We start from the raw sequence: 21,170 nt of genomic DNA on the forward strand, positions 1-21,170 counted from the left end.
TTGTTATCGAACGGACGGATTATTTGAACTGGTCAACGTTTTGCAGGGTGATCAAGCGATACGGCACCCACACGGCCTGCTCGACCGGTTCGTTTTTGGCCATTTTCACCGCCGTGTCGACCGAACCATCGGCCTGACCCTTGGCGTCCTGGAACACCGAAACCACCAGAGAGCCCTTCTTCACCGCGTTCAAACCGTCGGGCGTACCGTCGACACCGGCGATCAGCACGCTACCTTTGGCGACACCCGCCTGTTGCAAGGCCATGGCCGCGCCAATCGCCATCTCGTCGTTGTTGGAGACGACCGCGTCGAACTTGCGGCCCTGGGTCAGCCAGTCGTTGACCAGGGTCATGCCCTTGTCTCGCGACCAGATGCCGCTCTGCTCTTGCTCGATCTTGATGTTCGGGTACTTGGCCAGCACCTCCTTTACGCCCTTGGTGCGGTTAGTGGTGGAGTTGTTGGCCAAATCACCCAGCAGAATCACGATGTCGCCCTTGCCGCCCATCTTGTCGGCCAGGTACTGCATCTGCATCTGGCCGGCCTCCAGATCGTTGGAGGCGACAGTGACCACGCCTTTGGGCAGGTTCAGGTCATCGGGACGACGATTGACGTACACCAGCGGAATGCCGGCCTTGACCGCTGCTTCAGTGATTTTCCTGGTAGCGGCGGTATCCACCGGGTTGACCACAATGGCGTCGACCTTCTGGCTGATGAAGCTTTCTACCTGGCTCAACTGCCTGACCACGTCGCTGCGGGCGTCTTCGAACTGCAGCTTGACGCCATCGGGATAGGACTTGGCTTTTGTGTCCATGGACTCGCGCAGGTAGGTCAGCCAGGTGTCATCGAACTGCGCCATGCTGACGCCGATCTTCATGTCAGCGAGGGCGGCGCCGCTGGCGAGCATCAGGGACAAGGCCAGTGAGGCGAAACGGATCTTGGTCTTCATGAAAGGTCTTTCTCCACATTCTTGTTGGTTTTATGGATAAGGCGTGACGATTTCAGTAAGTGGGCAAACGGACAATCGGTGCACCCGGAATACAGCAGACCAGGGCGCCCTTGCGTTCGACGCAAAGCAAGCGAGAGATGGAATGAAACGAGACGCGAGGCAGGTCGCGAGAGAGGTGCAGCGCGCAACGTAAAGCATGCAGAGCAGAGTTGAAGGTTTTCATCGACGGTACCTGGCTTTTGTTTCTTGTTTTGGTTCGTCCTTCACTCGTTCAAGGCCTGCTTGAGCGTGATCGGACGTTGATAGTCGGCAACCTGGAAACGACTTTATTGGAAAATAATTTCTATATCAACTCATTTTAGAATTTTATTCTGGTTTTATTCCATGGCTCTCGAACGGGCTCAACGCCACCACTTGATGCCGCTCGAAACTGAGCCGCGCAGCGTCTAGCACGCGGGTGGTCGCCAGTGCATCACGGGCCTCGACCGGCAGTGGGCCACCGCTCTGTAACGCGGTTTGTAGCTGCAAATAGAACTGGTTCCAGCAGCCTCGCTCGGACGGCACCCGCTCGCGCACCTCGCCTTGTTCGAACCAGCCCCAGCGACGATGCTCTTCGACGCCCCAGCGCTCGCCCTCGGATTTGGGCGTGAGCCCGGCCAGGGTCGACGCCTCTTGCCCGTCCAGACCGTCGACGCTGTAGCAGCCCTGGGTGCTGGTCACGCGAAAACGCGGGCCAGGAGTGCTTTGCAGACAACTGCCACCCAGGTGCGAGATCACCCCATTGGCATGGGTCAGGGACATAAAGAAGCCGTTGTCGAAGGGCTGATCTTTTTCGAGGTAATCCAGTTCGGCATAAACCCGGGCGACGGGACCGAACAACAGCAGCGCCTGATCCACCAGATGGCTGCCCAGATCGCGCAGAAAACCACCGCCGCTGCCGTTGTTCACCGACTGTGGCGAGTAGCGCTCGATCCGCGATTCGAAACGGGTGACCTGCCCCAGCGCACCGGACTCGATGAGTTTGCGCACGGTGAGAAAGTCCGAGTCCCAGCGCCGGTTCTGGTAGACGCTCAGTTGCACACCCTGACGCTCGGCCATGGTGATCAGGGTTTGCGCCTGTTGCGTGTCGGCGGCGAACGGTTTGTCGCTGACCACCGCCACCCCGTGTTCGATGGCGTCGAGCACCAGCGCCGGGCGACCTTTGAGCGGCGTGGACACCACCAGCACATCGACCCCCGCTTCGACCAGTTGGCCGATGCTGTCGAAGGCCGGCACGCCGGGGTGTTCCGTGGCCAGCCATTGCCGGCGCTCGGCGGATCGGGTGACCACGCCCACGAAGGTCGCCGCCGGCAAACTGCTGATCAGCGGCGCATGGAAAAACCGGCCGCCATGGCCGTAACCGACAAGTCCGATACGCATGAAAGTATTCTCCTTATAGAACGCGGCCCCTGTGGGAGCGGGCTTGCCCGCGATAGCAGTCTGACAATCACTGAGATGTTGAATGTGTCGCCGTCATCGCGGGCAAACCCGCTCCCACAGGTTTTGTGTAAGGTCCGTCAGCGACAGAGTTCGCTTTTGACGCGCTCGAGCATCATCCGGTTGGACTCATCCGGCCGGTCTTCCCAGGCGAACACCGAGACGGTGGTGATGCCATCGAACTTGATCTCGCGCAAGGTGCCGAAAAACGCTTCCCAATCGACCTCGCCCTGGCCGATGTCCAGATGCTGGTGCACGGTGGCGGTGACGCCCGGCGGGTTGACGATGTAGCGCAAGCCCGAGGACGCCTTGTGGTTGTAGGTGTCGGCAATGATCAGGTGGCTCAGTTTCGACCCGGCGTACTTGAGCATCGAGGCGATGTCACCCTGGCCATCGTCGTAGAAAAACGTGTGTGGCGCGGCGTAGAGGTAGTTGATCCAGTCACGGTCCAGACCGCGAATGATGTCCACCGACTCGTTGTTGCGCTCGCAGAAATCATAAGGATGGGCCTGGATATCGAGCTTGATGCCTTCGCGTTCGAACTCGGGGATCAGTTCGTCCATGGAACGCATGAACTGGTTCTCGCACACCAGCGGGTTGTCCGACTGGCCGGTGAACTCGGTGTTGACCAGCTCGCAGTCCATCTCCACGGCGATCTGGATCGCCCGCTTCCAGTTGCGCACCGCGGCCACGCGCAAGCCTTCGTCGGCGGCGGCCCAGTGGTACATCGGTAATAAAGAAGAGAGTTTGACCCCGGTGTCGCTCAGGGCTTTGCGAAATGCCTTGATTCGCGCCTTGTCGACCCGCGGGGCTTTATAGAACGGCAGGAAATCTTCCCGGGGCGACAGCTCGATGTGTTCGTAACCGAGCTCGGCGACCTTGTCGACCATCTTGCCCAGGGACAGATTGCGGTACATGTAGGGGTCTAGTGCGATGCGCATGTTGTTGTTCTCCATCACTTGACGTTGATCGTTCCCACGCTCTGCGTGGGAACGCCGCCATGGACGCTCCGCGTCCGCTTTGTGACGCGGAGCGTCACGGGATGCATTCCCACGCGGAGCGTGGGAACGATCGGCGCTCTGCGTGGGAACGATCGGTTAGTCGTAGAAGCGGGGGCGGTCTGGCAGGCCGACTTTGACGATCTGGCCGCTGTTCTGCGCTTCGATGCAGGCATCCGCAGCGACTGCGGCGGCGAAACCGTCCCACGCCGACGGCCCGCCCACCTGCCCGGCCCGCACGCCATCGATGAATGCCTGCAACTCGACGTCATACGCGGCGATGAACCGGTCCTTCCAGTCCATCAGAATCGCATTGGACAGCTTCGCCCCGCTGCGCAATTGAACCTGCGACGGTTCCGGCAATTTGGCGATGCCCGTCTCCCCCACCACTTCGCACTGGATGTCGTAGCCGTACTGGCAGTTGACGAACACCTCCACATCGATGCGCGTGCCCTTGGCGGTTTCCAGCAGCACGATCTGCGGGTCTTTCAAATGGGCGTGAGCCTTGCTGGTCTTGCGCGGGAACACCACTTGCACCGACACGTAATCGTCGTCGAGCAACCAGCGCAATACGTCCAGCTCATGGATCAGTGTGTCGGTGATCGCCATGTCGGTCTTGTAGTTCTCACCCACGGTCGGGTTACGGTGAGCGCAATGCAGCATCAACGGCTCGCCGATCTGGCCGCTGTCGATCACTGCTTTCAACGCCCGATACCCTTCATCGTACGGGCGCATGAAACCGACCTGCACCAGCCGTTTGCCGTGGGCCACTTCGGCCTCGACGATCTTGCGGCAGCCTTCGGCGGTGACGGCCAATGGCTTCTCGCAGAACACCGGTTTGCCGGCGGCAATCGCAGCCAGCACGAACTCTTCGTGACTCGGGCCCCAGGAGGTGACGAGGATCGCCTCGACTTCCGGCGCCTTGATCAGTGCGTGGCCGTCGGGATAGACCTCGGCGGTCAGTTTCAGGTCGGAAACGACCTTGGCCGCTTGCTGCAAATTGATATCAGTGACCGCAACGACCTGGCTATTGAGCAAGGTCTGGCTGCAACGACGGATGTGATCCTGGCCGATGGCCCCGGTGCCGATGACGCCAATGCGCAATGAATTGGAAAGCAAAGACATGTAAACACTCCTGTGGGTTCGTTCAGGGCAATCAATATTGACGGGCCTTGGCCAGTCGCTCGTTGAGGGTCTTGGCCACCGCGTCGGTGCGGGCGCTGGTGGAGACTTGCGCCACGCCGACCCGCCACCACGACAGGTATTTGTGAATCATGGTTTTGGGCAGGACCTTGATATCGATCAGCGTCGACACCGTTTGCAACCGCGCATCCGCCAACGCAGCTTGCAACTCTTCAACGGTGTTCACTTTGTAGGTCTTGCAGCCGTAAGCCGCCGCGCTCATGGCGAAATCCACCGGCACGAAGCCGCCATCGAGCTTGCCGGTTTCCGGATTACGGAAACGGAACTCGGTGCCGAAGCTGTCCATGCCGTGTTCCATTTGCAGGTTGTTGATGCAGCCGAAGGTCATGTTGTCCAGCAGCACCACGTTGATCTTGCGCCGCTCCTGGATCGAGGTCGCCAGCTCCGAATGCAGCATCATGTAGGAGCCGTCGCCCACCAGCGCATAGACCTCGCGTTCAGGCTCGGCGAGCTTCACGCCCAGTGCGGCATTCACCTCGTAACCCATGCACGAATAACCGTACTCGACGTGGTAAGTGTTCACGCCTTTGCTGCGCCAGCTGCGCTGCAAGTCACCGGGCAAACTGCCGGCGGCGGCGACGATTACGGCGTCATCGGCCAGGATTTCATTGAGCACGCCGAGTACCCGGCTTTGGGTCAGGCAGGAACCGGTCAACTCGATGAATTCGCGCAGCACCGCCGGGTCCAGGTGGTCGTTGATTTCCGGGACGAAATCTTTCGCCGAGTATTCGACCTGATAAATTCGATCGACTTCCTCATCCAGCTGCGCCTTGGCCTGGCGGGGTTGATCGCCCCAACTCGAGCGGTAATCGCCCAGCGCTTCGGCCAGCGCCTGCAAACCGGTTTTGGCGTCCGCCAGCAGTTGCACGCCATCGAGTTTCAGGGCGTCGCAGGGGCTGATATTGAGGTTGAGAAACTGCACATCCGGGTGTTTGAACAAGGATTTCGACGCGGTGGTGAAATCGCTGTAGCGAGTGCCCACACCGATGATCAGATCAGCGTCCCTGGCCAGCAGGTTCGCCGCCAGGCAACCGGTTTCGCCGATACCGCCGACGTTCAGCGGATGGCTGGACACCACCGCGCTTTTGCCGGCCTGGGTTTCGGCGAAGGGAATATCGAAGCGCTCGGCGAACGCCTGCAACGCTGCATTGGCGCCGGAGTATTTGACCCCGCCGCCGCAGATGATCAGTGGCTTGCGTTTGCCTTTGAACAGCGCCAACGCATCCCCGAGCATCGCTTCGGTGGCCGGACGGCGCTCGATGCGGTGCACGCGTTTTTGCAGGAAGTAATCGGGGTAGTCGTAAGCCTCGGCCTGCACGTCTTGCGGCAAGGCCAGGGTCACGGCGCCGGTTTCGGCGGGGTCGGTAAGCACGCGCATGGCGTGGATCGCCGCCGTCATCAATTGCTCGGGACGGTTGATGCGGTCCCAGTATTTGCTCACGGCCTTGAACGCATCGTTGGTGCTGATGCTCAGGTCGTGGAACTGCTCGATCTGTTGCAGCACCGGATCCGGTTGGCGGCAGGCATAAACGTCGCCGGGCAACAGCAGCAAGGGAATACGGTTGGCGGTGGCCGTCGCGGCAGCGGTCAGCATGTTCGCTGCCCCCGGGCCCACCGATGAAGAACAGGCGTAGATCTTGCGCCGCAGGTGTTGCTTGGCGAAACCGATGGCGGCGTGGGCCATGCCTTGTTCGTTGCGCCCCTGATGGACGATCAGGTCGCCGCTGTCCTGCTCCAGGGCTTGCCCCAGACCCAGCACGTTACCGTGGCCGAAAATGGTAAAGATCCCGGCGACGAATTTGCTCTGAACCCCATCGACCTCGATGTACTGGTTATCGAGGAATTTCACCAGGGCCTGGGCCATGGTCAGTCTTGTTGTGGTCATGTCCGATCCTTCAATACGTGAAGAAACCCTGTGGGAGCGAGCCTGCTCGCGATTGCGGTGTATCAGGCGCTATCAATGTTGAATGTGCCGCCCTCATCGCTAGCAGGCTCGCTCCCACAGTTGATCTGCGTTGGCCTCAGGCCAGGGATTTCTGCAGGTGATCCATGCTCGCGCCGATCGCCGTCTGGATATCCGCCAGGCCATGGACGCTGTCGGCGAACGGTTCGAACGACAGGTAGCCGCTGTAGCCGGTAGCGAGCAAGGTTTCGATCTGTGCCGCGTTGCCAAGGATGTCGCCCTCGCCCACCAGCACCCGATGGCCGTCGCGGATGGTCGCCAGCGGCGCCTCGGCATCTTCGACACCGGAGATGTGCACCAGGCCGGTCAGCTCAGGGAAGAATTCATGTTCGCTGGCCAGGTGATGGTGAAAGGTGTCATGCACCAGACGGAACACGTCCAGCCCGCCGATGGCCTTGATCGCATCGACCGCCGTGCGTTTGCGCCGCAGCGAACATTCTTCGAAACCCAGCGGTTCGATGAAGCCGAGGATGCCGTGATCGCGCAGGATCGGCGCCAGTTCGCTCAGCGCCGTGCGCAACCCAGAAGCACGCTGTGCCTCGGTTCGTGGATCGGCGCGGTCGTTCAACGGGCACATCACCAAACCCTGCGCGCCGCAATCACGGGCATAACCGGCGAGCTTGAGCGCGTGTGCACGGCGCTCGTCATTCCAGACATCGAACGGATACAGCGCGTTGATCGACAGCACGGTGATGCCTTTGGCCGCGCACAGCTCACGGACGTGCTCGGGTGCGGTACCGTCCTCGATTTCGACACCCTTGAGGTCATTGCGGATCTCAATGGCGTCTGCCTTGAGGGTCACCGCCAACTCGATGAACGCGGGCAGGGACAAACGTGGGGCGACCATACGGTTCAGGGCGAAATGCAGGGGTTTGCTCATTTTTTATTGTTCTCCGCACAAGTGAATCATTTGGCTGTCGGCATGCTGAATTCAGGGCCCTTGGCGATGCTGTCGGGCCAGCGCTGCATCACGCTTTTGTAGCGGCTGTAAAAGCGAATGCCTTCTTCGCCATACGCGTGGTGATCACCGAACAGCGAGCGCTTCCAGCCGCCGAACGAGTGCCAGGCCATGGGCACCGGAATCGGTACGTTGATGCCGACCATGCCGACCTTGATGCTGCGGGCAAACGACCGGGCAATGCCGCCATCGCTGGTGAAACAGGACACGCCGTTGCCGAACTCATGGGCGTTGATCAGTGCCACGGCGCTGGCGAAGTCCGGCACGCGCACGATGCCCAGCACCGGCCCGAAGATCTCTTGCTGGTAGATGCTCATCTCGGTCGTGACGTTGTCGAACAGCGTGGCGCCGACGAAGAAGCCATTCTCGGCCCCCGGCACCTTGAAGTTGCGCCCGTCGACAATCAGCTGCGCGCCCTGGACCACGCCTTCGCCGATAAAACCTTCGACCTTGGCCTTGTGCTCGGCAGTCACCAGCGGCCCCATGTCGCTGTCGCCCTGCATGCCATTGCCGACTTTCAGTTGATCGATGCGCGGCAGCAGTTTGGCAATCAACTGGTCGCCGACATCGCCCACCGCCACGGCAATCGAAATCGCCATGCAGCGCTCACCGGCCGAACCGTACGCCGCGCCGATCAACGCATCTGCCGCTTGATCCAGATCGGCGTCGGGCATGACGATCATGTGGTTCTTCGCCCCGCCCAGGGCCTGCACACGTTTGCCGCGCGAGGTTGCTTGCTGGTGGATGTACTCGGCGATCGGCGTCGAACCGACAAAGGAAATCGCCTCGATGTCCGGATGTTGCAGCAAGGCATCGACCGCGCTCTTGTCGCCCTGGACCACGTTGAACACACCGTCCGGCAATCCGGCTTCGGTCAATAATTTCGCCATCAGCAAACTGGCCGACGGGTCGCGCTCGGAGGGTTTTAGGATGAAGCAGTTACCGGTGACCAGCGCCAGCGGAATCATCCACAGCGGCACCATCACCGGGAAGTTGAATGGGGTAACGCCGGCACAAACACCCAACGGCTGACGCAGGTTCCAGTTGTCGATGCCACCGCCGATGTTGTCGCTGAAATCGGTTTTCAGCAGGTTCGGTGCGCCACAGGCGTACTCGACGATTTCGATGCCGCGCGTCACTTCGCCCTTGGCGTCCGAGAACACCTTACCGTGTTCACGGCTGATGATTTCGGCCAGTTCGTTGTGATGGCGGTCGAGCAATTCCTTGAACTTGAACATCACCCGCGAACGGCGCAGGGACGATTGCTCGGACCACGCCGGAAATGCCTTCATGGCCGAGGCGACGGCGTCATCCACGGTCTTCTGGCTGGCCAGCCCGACCCGCGCCTGAACGCTGCCGGTGGCCGGGTTGAAGACATTGCTGAACCGCTCGCTGCCGCTGTCCTGCACTTGACCGTCGATGTAATGGCCTATTACCTGGGCGTCGCTCATTGCGCTTGTTCTCCGTTCGAATGTTCAAATTCAGGCGTTGTAATTCAGAGATCGAGCAGCCAGCTGTGCTGCGGATCGTTATGGAACTGCCAGACGCGTTTCGGGCCGGCCATCACGTTCAGGTAATACGACTCATAGCCGTAGGGCACGCTGACCGGGTGATAGCCCTTGGGTACGACGACCAGGTCGCTGTTTTCCACGGCCATGGCCTGATCGATGCTGCGATCGTCGGTGTAGACCCGCTGGAACACGAAGCCCTGGGGCGGGTTGATCTGGTGGTAATAGGTTTCTTCGAGAAAGCTCTGGTGCGGCAGATCGTCGGTGTCGTGCTTGTGCGGCGGATAGCTCGACGAGTGCCCGGACGGCGTGCGCACTTCCACCACCAGCAGCGAATGGGCCGGCTCGGTGTCTGGCAGGATGTCGCAGACGTAACGGGTGTTGGCGCCCTTGCCGCGCACGTTGCGCTTCATGCTGTCGGGTTTGATCAGCCGTGGGCCGAGGTTTTCGGTGGTCGAACCGGGGGCGGCGCAGACGGCGATTTGCACGTCGCTGAGCGCGACCACTTGCGCCTGGCTGCCGGGCGGCAAGTACACCGCGAACGGGGATTTGTCTTCGAAGACCGATTGGCGATCACCGATGTTGTCCCAATCGAACGCTCCCTGCCCCGGCGCTTCGCCTTTGACGCTGACCCGACCACTGAGCAACACCAGGCACAGTTCCTTGTCGCCGGCGCTGACCGGCAGGGTTTCACCGAAGCTCAGGCGGTAAGCGGCGAAGCCGACGTATTCCAGCTCACCCGGCCCCAGCTCGACCATGGTCCGGCCGCGCGCATTGCTTTTGACCAACAGGCTCATCACGCGGTCCTCTCATTGAGCAGCGCACGCAAGGTGTCGTAGCCTTTTTTGGCGTAAACGTAACTCGGCGCCACCGCCGGATCCTGCTCGGCCTCGACCACCAGCCAGCCGTGGTAATCGGCAGTCAGCAGCACATCAAGCAAGGCGCCGAAGTCGATGTCGCCATCACCGGGCACGGTGAACGTGCCGTTGATGATGCAGTCCGGGAAGCTCCACAGGTTATTGCGCGCCAGTTGCACCACCGGTTTGCGCACGTCCTTGAAATGCACGTGGCAAACCCGTTCGATGTGCTTGCGCAACACCTGCAACGGCTCGCCGCCGCCCATGTAGCAGTGGCCCGAATCGAACAGCAGGCCGACTTCGCTGCCGGTCAATGCCATCAGTTTGTCGATGTCCGCCGGGGATTCGACATAGGCACCCATGTGGTGGTGGTACGCCAGACGCACGCCTTGAGACAGAGTGAAACGCGCCAGTTCGGTGAGTTTGTCAGCGTATTCCTGCCAGGCTTGCTCGGTGTGGAAACGCGGGCGTTCGACCAAGGGAATGCGCTGGCCTTGAATGGAGTCGGCGACTTCGCCATAGACCAGCACCTTGGCGCCGTTCTTCGCCAGCAGCTCGACATGGCTGCCGATGGCGTCGATTTCCTCGGCCACGGAGCGGCGGGCCAGACGGCTGGAATACCAACCGGAGACCAGCGCCAGATCGTAGGGCCGCAGCACGTCGCCGACGCCTTTGGCATCTTTGGGGAATTTGCCGTTGAGTTCGAAGCCTTCGTAGCCGATTTCCTTGCCTTCGCTCAGGGCGGTGCTCAACGGCGTCTCGCCACCGAGGGACGGCAAGTCGTCGTTGCTCCAGGAGATCGGGTTGATGCCAATTCGGATAGCGGGCATGGCTGCACCTTTTATTGTTTTACATAACCAGTAAGAGCGACACAAAACCCTGTGGGAGTGGCGGTGCGACGATTCGACTTGCCCGCGATAGCGATCTAGCTGTCACATTTATGTTGAATGTGCCGCCGTCATCGCGGGCAAGCCCGCTCCCACAGGTATTGCGGTGTTCCATCAGGCCCGGGCCGTGCGCCAGGCGTCGATCAGTTCGACGAACGTGCCCTGCACCTGGCGGATCAGCGTTTCGTCGTCGATTTCACCGGCCATCCACGCGCGGCTCGGTTCCTGGAAAATCGTCCGGCCCACGGCAAAACCTCGGCAGGTCTGGCTCTGGCTGGCTTGCTGAAACCCTTCGGCCAACGCCGCCGCCGGCGCATTCAAACCCAACAGCACGACACCACGGCAATACGGATCACGTTCCTGAATCAGTTCGTCGAGTTGTTTCCATTCCTCAGCACTTTGCGCTTCGATCTTCCACCACGCCGGGTAGATGCCCAGGTTGTAGAGGCGTTTGAGGGCGCGATACAGCACGTCCGGATGGGTTGACGGGTGATCCTTGGGCGGAATGATCTCCAGCAGCAGTTCATGACCGCTGACCTGGGAGGCCTGATACAAGCCCTTGATCTGCGCTTCCTGCTCCAAGCGCAGCAACGGCTCATCGTCGGGATGGAATTGCACCAGGCATTTGATGATCTGTTCTTGCGGCCAGGCGATCAGGTTGCTGCCGATCGAGCGCCCGTGTTCGAACGCCAATGGCCGCGAGCCTTGTACCTCCACCGGTCGTGCCACCCACCAGCCGCGACCGGTGGCGGCGTTCAGCGAGTCCTGGCCGAAACGTTGATCGGCCAGCAAGCCGACATCGGCGTCGACACCCTGCTCACGCAAATCCGCTTCGACCCGCTCCACCGCTTTGATAAAGAGTTGTTTGAGTTCGCCGATAGCGCTCAGGTCGCGCCCGCCCTTGTGGGCCAGCTCCACCAGTTGCCCGCGATGATCGAAGGCAAAGATGAACAGTTGCTTCCACTGTTTGCGCGGCACACTGACCTGATGCAGACGCTGCAACACCGCGTCCTGATCCGGCCGGGTGATCGGCACCGGGCTGTTGAACAGGTAATCGAGTTCGGCGCGGGTCGGCATCGCCGGGGCGCAGGCATGGCGTGACACCACCAGACCGCCGCAGGCATTGGCCAACTGGCAGCAGCGTTCGTCGCTGGCGTCCTCCAGCCAACCGCTGAGGAAACCCGACATGAAGGCATCGCCGGCCCCCAGCACATTCAACACTTCGACGCGCACGCCGGGATAGATCGCGCCGTCTTCGAGACGCGCCGGGATCACCCCGTGGATCACCGTGCAACCTTGCGGGCCGAGCTTGACCACCAACGTTGCCGCGCTCAGGCGCCGGACATTACGCAGCGCGGTGAGCAAATCCTCGGAGCCGCCGGCGATCAGGAATTCTTCTTCAGTGCCGACGATCAGGTCGAAACGCGGGAGGATTTTCTGCACGTGCTGGCTGACGTTCTGGTCGGCGACGAAGCGGGTTTCACCGTCCGCCTTGCCGGCCAGCCCCCAGAGTACCGGTCGATAATCGATGTCCAGCACCCGTTTGACGTTGTGCTTCTCGGCGTAGTCCAGCGCCTGAATGCTCGCCTTGTAGACGCCGTCGGTGGAGAAATGGGTGCCGGTGATCAGCAAGGCTTTGCTGGAAGCGATAAAGGCTTCGCTGATGTCTTCAGCCCGCAGCGCCATGTCGGCGCAGTTTTCGCGGTAGAACACCAAGGGAAAGGTTTCGCGGTCCTTGAGGCCCAGCAGGACCATGGCGGTCAGGCGTTCCGGATCGATCTTGATACCGCTGACGTCACAGCCTTCGCGGGTCAGCGATTCAACCAGGAAGCGACCCATGTGGTCGTCCCCTACCCGGCTCAGCATCGCCGACTTCAAACCCAGCCGAGCGGTGCCGAAGGCGATGTTGGCGGACGAACCGCCGAGGTATTTGGCGAAGCTGCTCACATCCTCCAGCCGCGCTCCGACTTGCTGCGCATAGAGGTCGACGCCAAGGCGCCCCAGGCAAATCAGATCCAATTGACGCCCACTGGCAAAACGAGTCTGGCCCATGCTGGCTCCTGTTATTTTTATCAGCCTGCGTTCGGGGCGATGCAGGCGCCGAACACTCTTGGTGGATGCAGACTAAAACGTCCGGGGCCGGACAATCAATAATTATTCTAATTATTTTTACATGGAATATTTTTTCCAATAAGCTTTTGCACAAGCGTTCCAGACACCGTGCATCGTTTCAGCAGACCCCACGCCGGGCGCAAGCTCAAGATTTTATTCCGGCCTACCCTGTAGACTGCGCACAGCCAACCTATTGTCAGGGGATGACGCTATCCGTCATCTCTATAAGAACAAGCCAGAAGGATTTCTTATGTCCCGCACCGATCAGCCGGCTCCGACCGAGAGCACGCCCGACAGCGATCTCGCCAGCCCCCCGATCAATGCCGAGCGTCTGTTGCAGCTGATCACCAACGAATACGAAAGCCTGCCGCGCCAGCTCAAACGCATCGCCAGCTACATGAGCCAGCAGAGCGACCGGATCATGGTCGACCGCATCAGCGACATCGCCCGCGAATGCGAAGTGCACCCGTCGGCCATCGTGCGGTTTTCCCAGCGCTTCGGGTTCAGCGGGTTCAGCGAAATGCAGGCGCTGTTCCGCGAGGCCTACACCCACAAAACCACGCCGGTGCAGAACTACCAGCAACGCATCCGCAGCATGATCGCCAACAAGTCCCAGAAGGCCAGTGGCGGCGACCTGGCACGCGAATGCATCAACGCCACCCTGTCGGGTATCGAACGGTTGGGGCTGGAACTCGATGACCAGGCCTTCGACAAGGCCGTGGATCTGGTGGTGAATGCCGACAACATCTACGTGGTCGGGGTGCGCCGCTCGTTCGCGGTGGCCGATTACCTGGTTTACAACCTGCAACACACCAACAAGCGCATCCACCTGGTGTCGGGCCTCGGTGGCAGTTACCGCGAGCAGATGCGCAGCGTGCGCGCCAATGACCTGGTAATCGCCATCAGCTTCACGCCCTACGGCAAGGAAACCCAGCACTGCCTGCGCATTGCCCAGCACCATCAGGCGAAAACCCTGATCATCACCGACAGCAACCTCTCGCCGCTGGCCAAACGCGCCAACACCGTGCTGCTGGTCAACGAAGGCAGCTCGTTCGCCTTCCGCTCGTTGAGCGCGACCTTGTGCCTGTGCCAGGCGCTGTTCATTGCCGTGGCTTATCGACTGGAATTGAAGGTCGATGAGATTCATGAGCAGGCAGGCTTTGAGGATTAGCCTTCGAGGATGAACAATAGGCCTGAGGATGAGCGCGAAACCGTTTGCAGGTCGCTGAACCTCGGCTAAGGTTGTCCATCCCCAAGGACCGTCTGTAAGGAGAGGCTCAATGAAACTGATTGGCATGCTGGATTCGCCCTACGTGCGGCGCGTCGCCATTTGCGCCAAATGCCTGGGCATCCCGCTGGAACACGAGTCGGTTTCGGTGTTCAGAAACTTCGAGCAGTTCCAGCAGATCAACCCGGTGGTGAAGGCCCCGACGCTGGTACTGGATGACGGCGAAGTGTTGATGGATTCGACGCTGATCATCGACTACCTGGAGGCCCTGGCCGCGCCGGGTAAAAGCCTGATAGCCAACGATCCGGATCAACGATTGCGCTCGCTGCGATTGATCGGCCTGGCGTTGGCGGCGTGTGAGAAGTCGGTGCAGCTTTACTACGAACGTAGCCTGCGACCAGCGGAGATTCAGTACGGGCCTTGGGTGGAACGGGTCGAGGGGCAATTGGCGGCGGCGTATTCGGCGCTGGAGCGGGAACTGGAAAAACAGCCGCTGAAGACCGACGGCTCGATCACGCAAGACGGGATTACCCTGGCGGTAGCCTGGAGCTTTACCAACCTGGTGGTGCCGGATCAGGTGGAGGCCACGCAGTTTCCGCTGATCGATGCGTTCACGGCGTATGCCGAGGGGCTTGAGGTGTTTGTCGGTACGCCGATCGACTAGGCAGTACGCAGTAAGCCGAAACACTGCAAATCCCTGTGGGAGCGAGCCTGCTCGCGATAGCGATGGGTCAGCCAACATTGATGCTGAATGTACCGCCGCCATCGCGAGCAGGCTCGCTCCCACAGGTTGCGCACCTTAACTGTCTGATATTGGAGTCTGGCCGATTACTACTTGGCCAACTCCATAATCATCCGCGACAACAGATAAATCCGCGGCGCCACGCTCTCGACCTCGGCGTACTCTTCAGGCGTATGGATATTCCCCCCGACAATCCCGAACCCGTCCAGCGTCGGCGTGCCTACACCGGCCGAGAGGCTGGCATCCGCTGCCCCACCACTGCCTTCCTCCGTCAATTTACGGCCAATTTCGCCGTAAATCCCCTGGGCCATGGCCATCAAGCGATCCGACTCTGCGGTGTGCGGCATCGGCGGCAATCCGCGCTTGAGGGTGGTGGTGACTTCCGTATCGGCAATCAGTTTGTCCTTCGAAACCCGCGCCAGGTCCTTTTCGATCCGGTCGAATTCTTCCGGTACCACTGCTCGCACATCAGCCTTGGCCGTGGCTTGGTCCGGAATCACGTTAGTGCGGTCGCCAGCCTTGAGCACGGTGAAGTTGATGGTGGTTTTCTTCTGCGCGTCCCACAGTTTGCCGAGTTGCAGTATCTGGTGCGCGGCCTCCATCGCGGCGTTGCGCCCCAATTGCGGCGCAACCCCTGCGTGAGCCGCCTTGCCTTTGACCTCGACCACCGCGGTGGCGCGGCCTTTGCGCCATACCACCAGGCCATCGGCCGGGCGCCCCGGTTCGAGGTTGAGGGTCACGTCGTGGGCCTTGGTGGTGTTCTTGATCAGGTCGGTGGCGACGCCCGAGCCGGTTTCTTCGCTGGCGTCGAGCAGGAAGGTGATCTGCGCGTAATCCTTGAAGTCGAGGTTCTTGAGGACTTTCAGCGCGTAGATCCCGGCGACGATACCACCCTTGTCATCCATCACACCCGCCCCATAGGCGCGGCCGTCCTTGATGTGGAACGGGCGCTCAGCGGCCGAGCCTTCCTTGAACACGGTGTCCATGTGCGCCATCAGCAGGATTTTCGCCTTGCCGGTGCCTTTGAGGGTGGCGAGCACATGGTTGCTCTCGTCCGGGGTGTTGGGCACGAGTTCAATGCTGGCGCCAAGCTTCTTCAACTCGTCGATGACGATGTCACTCACCTGGGTCAAACCCGGTTCATAACTGGAGCCGGAGTCGATGTTCACCAACTGCTCCAGCAGTTTCAGGGCTTCACCCTTGTACTGTTCGGCATCGGCGAGGACTTGTTTGTGGGGGTCGGCGAAGGCTGCGGGGGAGAAGGCGCTGAGGGCGAGGGTCAGGCCGAGGCTGGTGGCCAGGAGGGAACGAGGGAGCTTGAACGTCATGAATCGATCCTTGTTTCGTGTCGGTTTCCTGAAACCCTGCCTGACTGCGCCGCAAGGCTCCATACACAATACGACACACACAAACCTGATTAGTCACAGTTCCAATGTGTGGGCTTGCTCGCGAAGGCGGCGGCACATTCAATACGGATGTGACTGACACACCGCTTTCGCGAGCAAGCCCGCACAGGGGATGTGTGGTGATTGGGCTACACCGAATCGAGCAACGCCTTACGCGGCTTGCCGTCGCCATGGCAAATGACGCGGTTGCGGCCGGTGGACTTGGCTTCGTAGAGCGCCTGGTCGGCGTCGTTGAGCCATAGGATCGCATCGTCGTGGGCCGGGTTGAAGGCCGTCAGGCCGATGCTCAGACTGACTTTCAGCGCCGGGTTCTGCTCGTAACCCAACGTGGAAAAACGATCACGAAGTGCATCCATCGCCACCGCGGCGCGGTCCAGCGGCAGGTCAGGCTGTCGGTGCGGCTCAGGGCCAACAACTCGCGCTTGTGTCGGCCGAGGGTATGGGCCTGACGGAAACAGATCCAGCCCAGGGTCATCGGATAAATCGACAGCAAAGGCAAACAGGCGTACAGCTGAAACGGACTGGTCTGCGGGACAAAAGCCGGCATGAACACCAGCAACCCGAGGCCTATCCCGAGCATTTGCGCGACGGCGCCCACCAACAGAAAACGCAAACCGCCGATGGCCACGTTGTGCATCGCCATCATCGACAGCGTTGCCGCGCTGGGCAGCGGATTGAACCGCATGGCCGCCACCCAGAAACCGCCGAGAAACGCGTCCACCAAGATGTTGCGATGTTCGACGTGGAGAGGAACGTTCGCCCGACGCGCCCATTGATAAGCCACATGCGGCCAGAGCAGCCCGTTGAGCAGCATCACCACCCAGACCCATGGCGCCGGGTCGAGTGGATACATCCCTGCGCCGACGCACAATAATCCAAGGGCCAGACCCAGGATTCGCGATCCATAAAGCCTCCTGGCCAGTGAAAGTCCCTTTCCTCCCTTTTTTTCCATAGAGGCCTCTGTACCACTGAACGGAGCCTGGCAACACGCGGGATTGAAAGTGTGTTTGAAGTCTATCAGGGCACCGGCAAATAGCCATCACCGGCTGGCGGTCTGAATAGCGTGGGCTCGCCATGAGCTGAGTGCCCACTGTTTGGTCTATACATGAAGGGAGGGATCGATAAACAACGATGAGGAGGTCCATGCAAAGTCCTGCCGACCACATTCTGTCCTGATCATTGCAAGGAATCGCCTGATGCTTTTGTTGGTTGTCGTTATCGCAGTCTTCGTGGCCTGGAGCTGGTTGAGTTACCCGGCCATCGGTTACTGGCTCTATGACTTGAACATGGCGCTGGAGGCCCGGCTGTATCGGTTGCACAAGATCGTCGTGCCGATCACCGAAATGACCGTCTCGACCTGGCAAGGCGGGCCTTACGAAGCCTCCAGCAGTGTGCTGATGCTGCATGGCTACAGCGCCGACAAGAACGTCTGGCTGCGCTTTGCCCGGCATTTTGTCGACGACTACCGGGTGATCATTCCCGACCTCGCCGGCCATGGCGAAACCGGCTTCAAGGCCGGCGGCGGTTATGACATTCCGGTTCAGGCCAAGCGGCTGATCCAGTTGCTCGATGTCTGCGGGGTCGAGAAAGTGCATGTGATCGGCAACTCCATGGGCGGTTACATCGCGGCCTGGCTGGCGGCCAATTATCCAGAGCGCATTGTCTCGCTGGCGTTGCTCGACCCGGCCGGCGTCACCGCCCCGGAGCCCAGCGACATGGAGCGACACCTGGCTCGCGGCCACAACCCGTTCTTGATTCATTCCCGTGAAGAGTTCCAGAGCTTCTACGCCATGACCATGGCCTCCCCGCCATGGGTGCCAGGGATCGTGCTGGACGCCGTCGCCCAGCGCTATGAACAGCAGCGCGACGAACTGGAAGAAATCTTCAGGGACTTCCACGCCAGCCCGCCGATGGAGCCGAAACTGCCCGACATCAAATGCCCGGCGCTGCTCCTGTGGGGGCGCAAGGACCGCTTGATCGACGTCAGCAGCGTGCCGGTCTGGAGCAAGGGCATCGCCGATCTGCAGGTGGAAATCTGGGACGGTGTCGGCCATATGCCGATGGTTGAACAGCCGGCCAACACGGCGCGGTTGTACCGGGAGTTTTTGGGAAGGAAAAACTGATGAGATCCCCTGTGGCCAGAGGGCTTGCGCAACTCATGTGGGAGCGGGCTTGCTCGCGAAGACGGCGGCACATCCAGCCTTGATGTCGACAGACGCACCGCCTTCGCGAGCAAGCCCGCTCCCACAGGTTTCGCACTTTAACCCACCGGCATTGAAGGTTGCCCCCTCGCCACAGAGGTTCGCGAAATGAACGGATCGCGACGATGAACATTCTTTACGACGAACGCATCGACGGTGTTCTGCCCGATGTCGACAAGGCCGCGCTGCTCAAGGCCTTGCAACAGGAGGTGCCAGACCTGGACATCCTCTGGCGCGAAGAAGAGCTCAAACCCTACGAATGCGACGGTCTCTCGGCCTATCGCACCACGCCGATGCTGGTGGCCCTGCCCCGACATCTGCAACAGGTGCAGGCGCTGCTCAAGCTCTGCCATGCCCGGAATGTGCCGGTGGTGGCGCGTGGGGCCGGCACCGGGTTGTCCGGTGGTGCGCTGCCGCTGGACAAAGGCGTGCTGCTGGTGATGGTGCGGTTCAACGACATCCTGCACATCGACCCTGCCGCCCGCACCGCACGGGTCCAGCCGGGGGTGCGCAACCTGGCGATATCCCAGGCAGCGGCACCGTTCGGTTTGTATTACGCGCCTGATCCGTCCTCGCAAATCGCCTGCTCCATCGGTGGCAACGTCGCGGAAAACGCCGGCGGCGTGCATTGCCTCAAATACGGCCTGACCGTGCACAACCTGCTGAAACTCGAAATACTGACCCTCGAGGGCGAACACCTGACCCTCGGCGCGGATTCGCTGGACGCGCCGGGGTTCGACCTGCTGGCGCTGTTCACCGGGTCCGAAGGCTTGCTGGGGATCATCACCGAAGTCACGGTCAAACTGCTGCCCAAACCCCAGGTCGCCAAAGTCCTGCTGGCCAGTTTCGATTCGGTGGAAAAGGCCGGCCGCGCGGTGGCCGAGATCATCGCCGCCGGGATCATCCCGGGAGGCCTGGAGATGATGGACAACCTGGCGATCCGTGCCGCTGAAGACTTCATCCACGCCGGTTACCCGGTGGACGCCGAGGCGGTCCTGCTGTGCGAACTGGACGGTGTCGAAGCCGATGTCCACGACGACTGCGAACGAGTCCGCGAGGTGCTGCAACAGGCCGGTGCCAGCGAGGTGCGCCAGGCCCGGGATGAGGCCGAGCGCGTGCGGTTCTGGGCCGGGCGCAAGAACGCCTTCCCGGCCATCGGCCGCCTCTCGCCCGATTACTACTGCATGGACGGCACCATCCCCCGCCGCGAACTGCCCGGCGTGCTTCAGGGCATCGCCAATCTGGCGCAAGAATATGGCTTACGGGTGGCCAACGTGTTCCACGCCGGGGACGGCAATATGCACCCGCTGATCCTGTTCGACGCCAACCAGCCGGGCGAACTGGAACGGGCCGAAGCCCTTGGCGGCAAGATCCTCGAACTGTGCGTGAAAGTCGGCGGCAGCATCACCGGCGAGCACGGCGTCGGCCGGGAGAAAATCAATCAGATGTGCGCGCAGTTCAACAGTGACGAGTTGACCCTGTTTCACGCCGTGAAAGCCGCGTTCGACCCAAAGGGTCTGCTCAACCCCGGCAAGAACATCCCGACCCTGCACCGCTGCGCGGAATTCGGCGCGATGCACATCCACGCAGGAGAACTGCCGTTCCCTGAGCTGGAGCGTTTCTGATGCCGGACTTCGATGCCAGTGAAGCCCTGCTGGAGCAGGTCAAACAGGCGCGGGAAAACGTCACGCCGCTGCGCATTCAGGGCGGCAATACCAAGGCGTTTCTCGGCCGTGAAGTGGCCGGAGAAATACTCGACACCCGCGCCCATCGCGGCATCGTCAGGTACGACCCGACGGAACTGGTGATCAGCGTTCGCGCCGGCACGCCGCTCCGCGAGCTGTTTGCCGCACTGGATGCGGCGGGGCAAATGCTGCCCTGCGAGCCACCGTCGTTCGGCGAAGGCGCCACCGTCGGCGGGATGATCGCGGCGGGGTTGTCCGGGCCACGGCGGCCGTGGTCCGGCTCGGTGCGGGATTTTGTCCTCGGTACACGGATGATCAGCGGCCTCGGCACCCACCTGCGCTTTGGCGGCGAAGTGATGAAAAACGTCGCCGGCTACGACCTTTCGCGCCTGATGGTCGGCAGTTATGGCTGCCTCGGCGTGCTGACCGAAGTCTCGCTCAAGGTACTGCCCAAACCCCGGCAATGCCTGAGCATCAGCCTGGGCATCGACTGCGCCCGCGCCTTGGCCAATCTGGCGCAATGGGGCCAGCAACCGTTGCCCATCAGCGCCGCCAGCCATGACGGCCAGCGTTTGTACCTGCGCCTGGAAGGCGGCGAAGGGTCGGTCGCGGCTGCCCATCAACGGCTCGGCGGCGAACCGCTGGATTCCGGTTATTGGGCCGACCTGAACGAACAACGGCTAGACTTTTTCAATGAGGGCCTGCCGCTGTGGCGCTTGTCGTTGCCCAATAACCTCGGGCCTCTGGACATGCCCAGCGAGCAACTGATCGACTGGGGCGGCGCGCAACGCTGGTTGAAATCCGCGGCCGACAATATTCAATCACTGGCCCATGAACTCGGCGGCCACGCCACCTGTTTCAGCCATGGCGTCAGCGACACGCCGTTCCAGCCGCTGGCCCCGGCGCTGCTGCGCTATCACCGGCAACTCAAGGCGCAACTGGACCCGCAAGGGCTGTTCAATCCCGGCCGGATGTACGCGGAGTTCTAGGGGGGCGTTCT

16 protein-coding genes and 1 pseudogene are annotated in these 21,170 nt (G+C 61.1%); 5 read left to right on the forward strand and 12 right to left on the reverse strand.

Features of this window, described 5'->3' with window-relative positions; genetic code table 11:
* Window positions 1–19: 19 nt before the first annotated feature.
* The 10 genes from AACY49_RS10705 to AACY49_RS10750 form a co-directional block, all read right to left on the reverse strand.
* On the reverse strand, window positions 20–946 hold the full coding sequence (locus AACY49_RS10705) for a sugar ABC transporter substrate-binding protein (protein WP_320394048.1): 927 nt from the start codon (window positions 944–946) through the stop codon (window positions 20–22).
* Window positions 947–1,312: 366 nt separating this feature from the next.
* The gene (locus AACY49_RS10710; RefSeq protein WP_339523549.1) at window positions 1,313–2,365 is read right to left on the reverse strand and encodes a Gfo/Idh/MocA family protein; all 1,053 of its coding nucleotides are present in this window, start codon (window positions 2,363–2,365) and stop codon (window positions 1,313–1,315) included.
* 137 nt (window positions 2,366–2,502) lie between these two features.
* On the reverse strand, window positions 2,503–3,363 hold the full coding sequence (locus AACY49_RS10715) for a sugar phosphate isomerase/epimerase family protein (RefSeq protein WP_339523551.1): 861 nt from the start codon (window positions 3,361–3,363) through the stop codon (window positions 2,503–2,505).
* A 156-nt stretch (window positions 3,364–3,519) separates the two neighbouring features.
* On the reverse strand, window positions 3,520–4,545 hold the full coding sequence (locus AACY49_RS10720) for a Gfo/Idh/MocA family protein (protein WP_339523553.1): 1,026 nt from the start codon (window positions 4,543–4,545) through the stop codon (window positions 3,520–3,522).
* 31 nt (window positions 4,546–4,576) lie between these two features.
* Entirely contained in the window at window positions 4,577–6,508 is a 1,932-nt protein-coding gene (gene iolD / locus AACY49_RS10725; protein ID WP_339523555.1) for a 3D-(3,5/4)-trihydroxycyclohexane-1,2-dione acylhydrolase (decyclizing), read from the reverse strand.
* A 136-nt stretch (window positions 6,509–6,644) separates the two neighbouring features.
* On the reverse strand, window positions 6,645–7,466 hold the full coding sequence (locus tag AACY49_RS10730; RefSeq protein ID WP_339523557.1) for a TIM barrel protein: 822 nt from the start codon (window positions 7,464–7,466) through the stop codon (window positions 6,645–6,647).
* 26 nt (window positions 7,467–7,492) lie between these two features.
* Window positions 7,493–8,995, reverse strand: coding sequence for a CoA-acylating methylmalonate-semialdehyde dehydrogenase (locus AACY49_RS10735; protein ID WP_339523559.1), 1,503 nt, complete (start codon window positions 8,993–8,995; stop codon window positions 7,493–7,495).
* Window positions 8,996–9,039: 44 nt separating this feature from the next.
* Entirely contained in the window at window positions 9,040–9,849 is an 810-nt protein-coding gene (gene iolB, locus AACY49_RS10740; protein WP_339523561.1) for a 5-deoxy-glucuronate isomerase, read from the reverse strand.
* Window positions 9,849–10,739, reverse strand: a complete 891-nt coding sequence (gene iolE, locus AACY49_RS10745) for a myo-inosose-2 dehydratase (RefSeq protein ID WP_339523564.1) — start codon at window positions 10,737–10,739, stop codon at window positions 9,849–9,851. The genes iolB and iolE overlap by 1 nt, the downstream gene beginning before the upstream one ends.
* A 171-nt stretch (window positions 10,740–10,910) precedes the next feature.
* Complete coding sequence (locus AACY49_RS10750) at window positions 10,911–12,848, reverse strand: bifunctional 5-dehydro-2-deoxygluconokinase/5-dehydro-2-deoxyphosphogluconate aldolase (protein ID WP_339523566.1); 1,938 nt, start codon at window positions 12,846–12,848, stop codon at window positions 10,911–10,913.
* Window positions 12,849–13,158: 310 nt separating this feature from the next.
* Here AACY49_RS10750 and AACY49_RS10755 point away from each other — a divergent pair, with 310 nt between their 5' ends.
* Together AACY49_RS10755 and AACY49_RS10760 are read left to right on the forward strand one after the other, a co-directional pair.
* Window positions 13,159–14,079: a MurR/RpiR family transcriptional regulator gene (locus tag AACY49_RS10755; protein ID WP_258700117.1), complete on the forward strand. Its 921-nt coding sequence runs from the start codon at window positions 13,159–13,161 to the stop codon at window positions 14,077–14,079.
* Window positions 14,080–14,188: 109 nt separating this feature from the next.
* Window positions 14,189–14,800, forward strand: coding sequence for a glutathione S-transferase family protein (locus AACY49_RS10760; protein ID WP_258700116.1), 612 nt, complete (start codon window positions 14,189–14,191; stop codon window positions 14,798–14,800).
* A gap of 167 nt (window positions 14,801–14,967) precedes the next feature.
* Here the strand turns inward: AACY49_RS10760 and AACY49_RS10765 are convergent, their stop codons facing one another.
* Together AACY49_RS10765 and AACY49_RS10770 are read right to left on the reverse strand one after the other, a co-directional pair.
* The gene (locus AACY49_RS10765) at window positions 14,968–16,206 is read right to left on the reverse strand and encodes a M20/M25/M40 family metallo-hydrolase (protein ID WP_339523589.1); all 1,239 of its coding nucleotides are present in this window, start codon (window positions 16,204–16,206) and stop codon (window positions 14,968–14,970) included.
* Window positions 16,207–16,412: 206 nt separating this feature from the next.
* Window positions 16,413–17,236: pseudogene (locus tag AACY49_RS10770) on the reverse strand (MASE2 domain-containing protein).
* A 244-nt stretch (window positions 17,237–17,480) separates the two neighbouring features.
* On the opposite strand from AACY49_RS10770, the gene AACY49_RS10775 reads away from it, so the two are divergent.
* The 3 genes from AACY49_RS10775 (at window position 17,481) to glcE (ending at window position 21,159) form a co-directional block, all read left to right on the forward strand.
* Complete coding sequence (locus AACY49_RS10775) at window positions 17,481–18,407, forward strand: alpha/beta fold hydrolase (RefSeq protein WP_339523591.1); 927 nt, start codon at window positions 17,481–17,483, stop codon at window positions 18,405–18,407.
* A gap of 203 nt (window positions 18,408–18,610) precedes the next feature.
* Window positions 18,611–20,110, forward strand: coding sequence for a glycolate oxidase subunit GlcD (glcD, locus tag AACY49_RS10780; RefSeq protein WP_258700113.1), 1,500 nt, complete (start codon window positions 18,611–18,613; stop codon window positions 20,108–20,110).
* Window positions 20,110–21,159: a glycolate oxidase subunit GlcE gene (glcE, locus tag AACY49_RS10785; RefSeq protein ID WP_258700112.1), complete on the forward strand. Its 1,050-nt coding sequence runs from the start codon at window positions 20,110–20,112 to the stop codon at window positions 21,157–21,159. Before glcD ends, glcE begins: the two co-directional genes overlap by 1 nt.
* Window positions 21,160–21,170 lie beyond the last annotated feature (11 nt).

This window comes from Pseudomonas sp. EL_65y_Pfl2_R96 (assembly GCF_963970905.1).
Classification (GTDB): Bacteria; Pseudomonadota; Gammaproteobacteria; order Pseudomonadales; family Pseudomonadaceae; genus Aquipseudomonas.

What these genes read in the sequence shown, in the direction of transcription:
- AACY49_RS10705 (WP_320394048.1), bottom strand. Translation starts at nt 946, where the DNA reads ATGAAGACCAAGATCCGTTTCGCCTCACTGGCCTTGTCCCTGATGCTC.
- AACY49_RS10710 (WP_339523549.1), bottom strand. Translation starts at nt 2,365, where the DNA reads ATGCGTATCGGACTTGTCGGTTACGGCCATGGCGGCCGGTTTTTCCAT.
- AACY49_RS10715 (WP_339523551.1), bottom strand. Translation starts at nt 3,363, where the DNA reads ATGCGCATCGCACTAGACCCCTACATGTACCGCAATCTGTCCCTGGGC.
- AACY49_RS10720 (WP_339523553.1), bottom strand. Translation starts at nt 4,545, where the DNA reads ATGTCTTTGCTTTCCAATTCATTGCGCATTGGCGTCATCGGCACCGGG.
- iolD (WP_339523555.1), bottom strand. Translation starts at nt 6,508, where the DNA reads ATGACCACAACAAGACTGACCATGGCCCAGGCCCTGGTGAAATTCCTC.
- AACY49_RS10730 (WP_339523557.1), bottom strand. Translation starts at nt 7,466, where the DNA reads ATGAGCAAACCCCTGCATTTCGCCCTGAACCGTATGGTCGCCCCACGT.
- AACY49_RS10735 (WP_339523559.1), bottom strand. Translation starts at nt 8,995, where the DNA reads ATGAGCGACGCCCAGGTAATAGGCCATTACATCGACGGTCAAGTGCAG.
- iolB (WP_339523561.1), bottom strand. Translation starts at nt 9,849, where the DNA reads ATGAGCCTGTTGGTCAAAAGCAATGCGCGCGGCCGGACCATGGTCGAG.
- iolE (WP_339523564.1), bottom strand. Translation starts at nt 10,739, where the DNA reads ATGCCCGCTATCCGAATTGGCATCAACCCGATCTCCTGGAGCAACGAC.
- AACY49_RS10750 (WP_339523566.1), bottom strand. Translation starts at nt 12,848, where the DNA reads ATGGGCCAGACTCGTTTTGCCAGTGGGCGTCAATTGGATCTGATTTGC.
- AACY49_RS10755 (WP_258700117.1), top strand. Translation starts at nt 13,159, where the DNA reads ATGTCCCGCACCGATCAGCCGGCTCCGACCGAGAGCACGCCCGACAGC.
- AACY49_RS10760 (WP_258700116.1), top strand. Translation starts at nt 14,189, where the DNA reads ATGAAACTGATTGGCATGCTGGATTCGCCCTACGTGCGGCGCGTCGCC.
- AACY49_RS10765 (WP_339523589.1), bottom strand. Translation starts at nt 16,206, where the DNA reads ATGACGTTCAAGCTCCCTCGTTCCCTCCTGGCCACCAGCCTCGGCCTG.
- AACY49_RS10775 (WP_339523591.1), top strand. Translation starts at nt 17,481, where the DNA reads ATGCTTTTGTTGGTTGTCGTTATCGCAGTCTTCGTGGCCTGGAGCTGG.
- glcD (WP_258700113.1), top strand. Translation starts at nt 18,611, where the DNA reads ATGAACATTCTTTACGACGAACGCATCGACGGTGTTCTGCCCGATGTC.
- glcE (WP_258700112.1), top strand. Translation starts at nt 20,110, where the DNA reads ATGCCGGACTTCGATGCCAGTGAAGCCCTGCTGGAGCAGGTCAAACAG.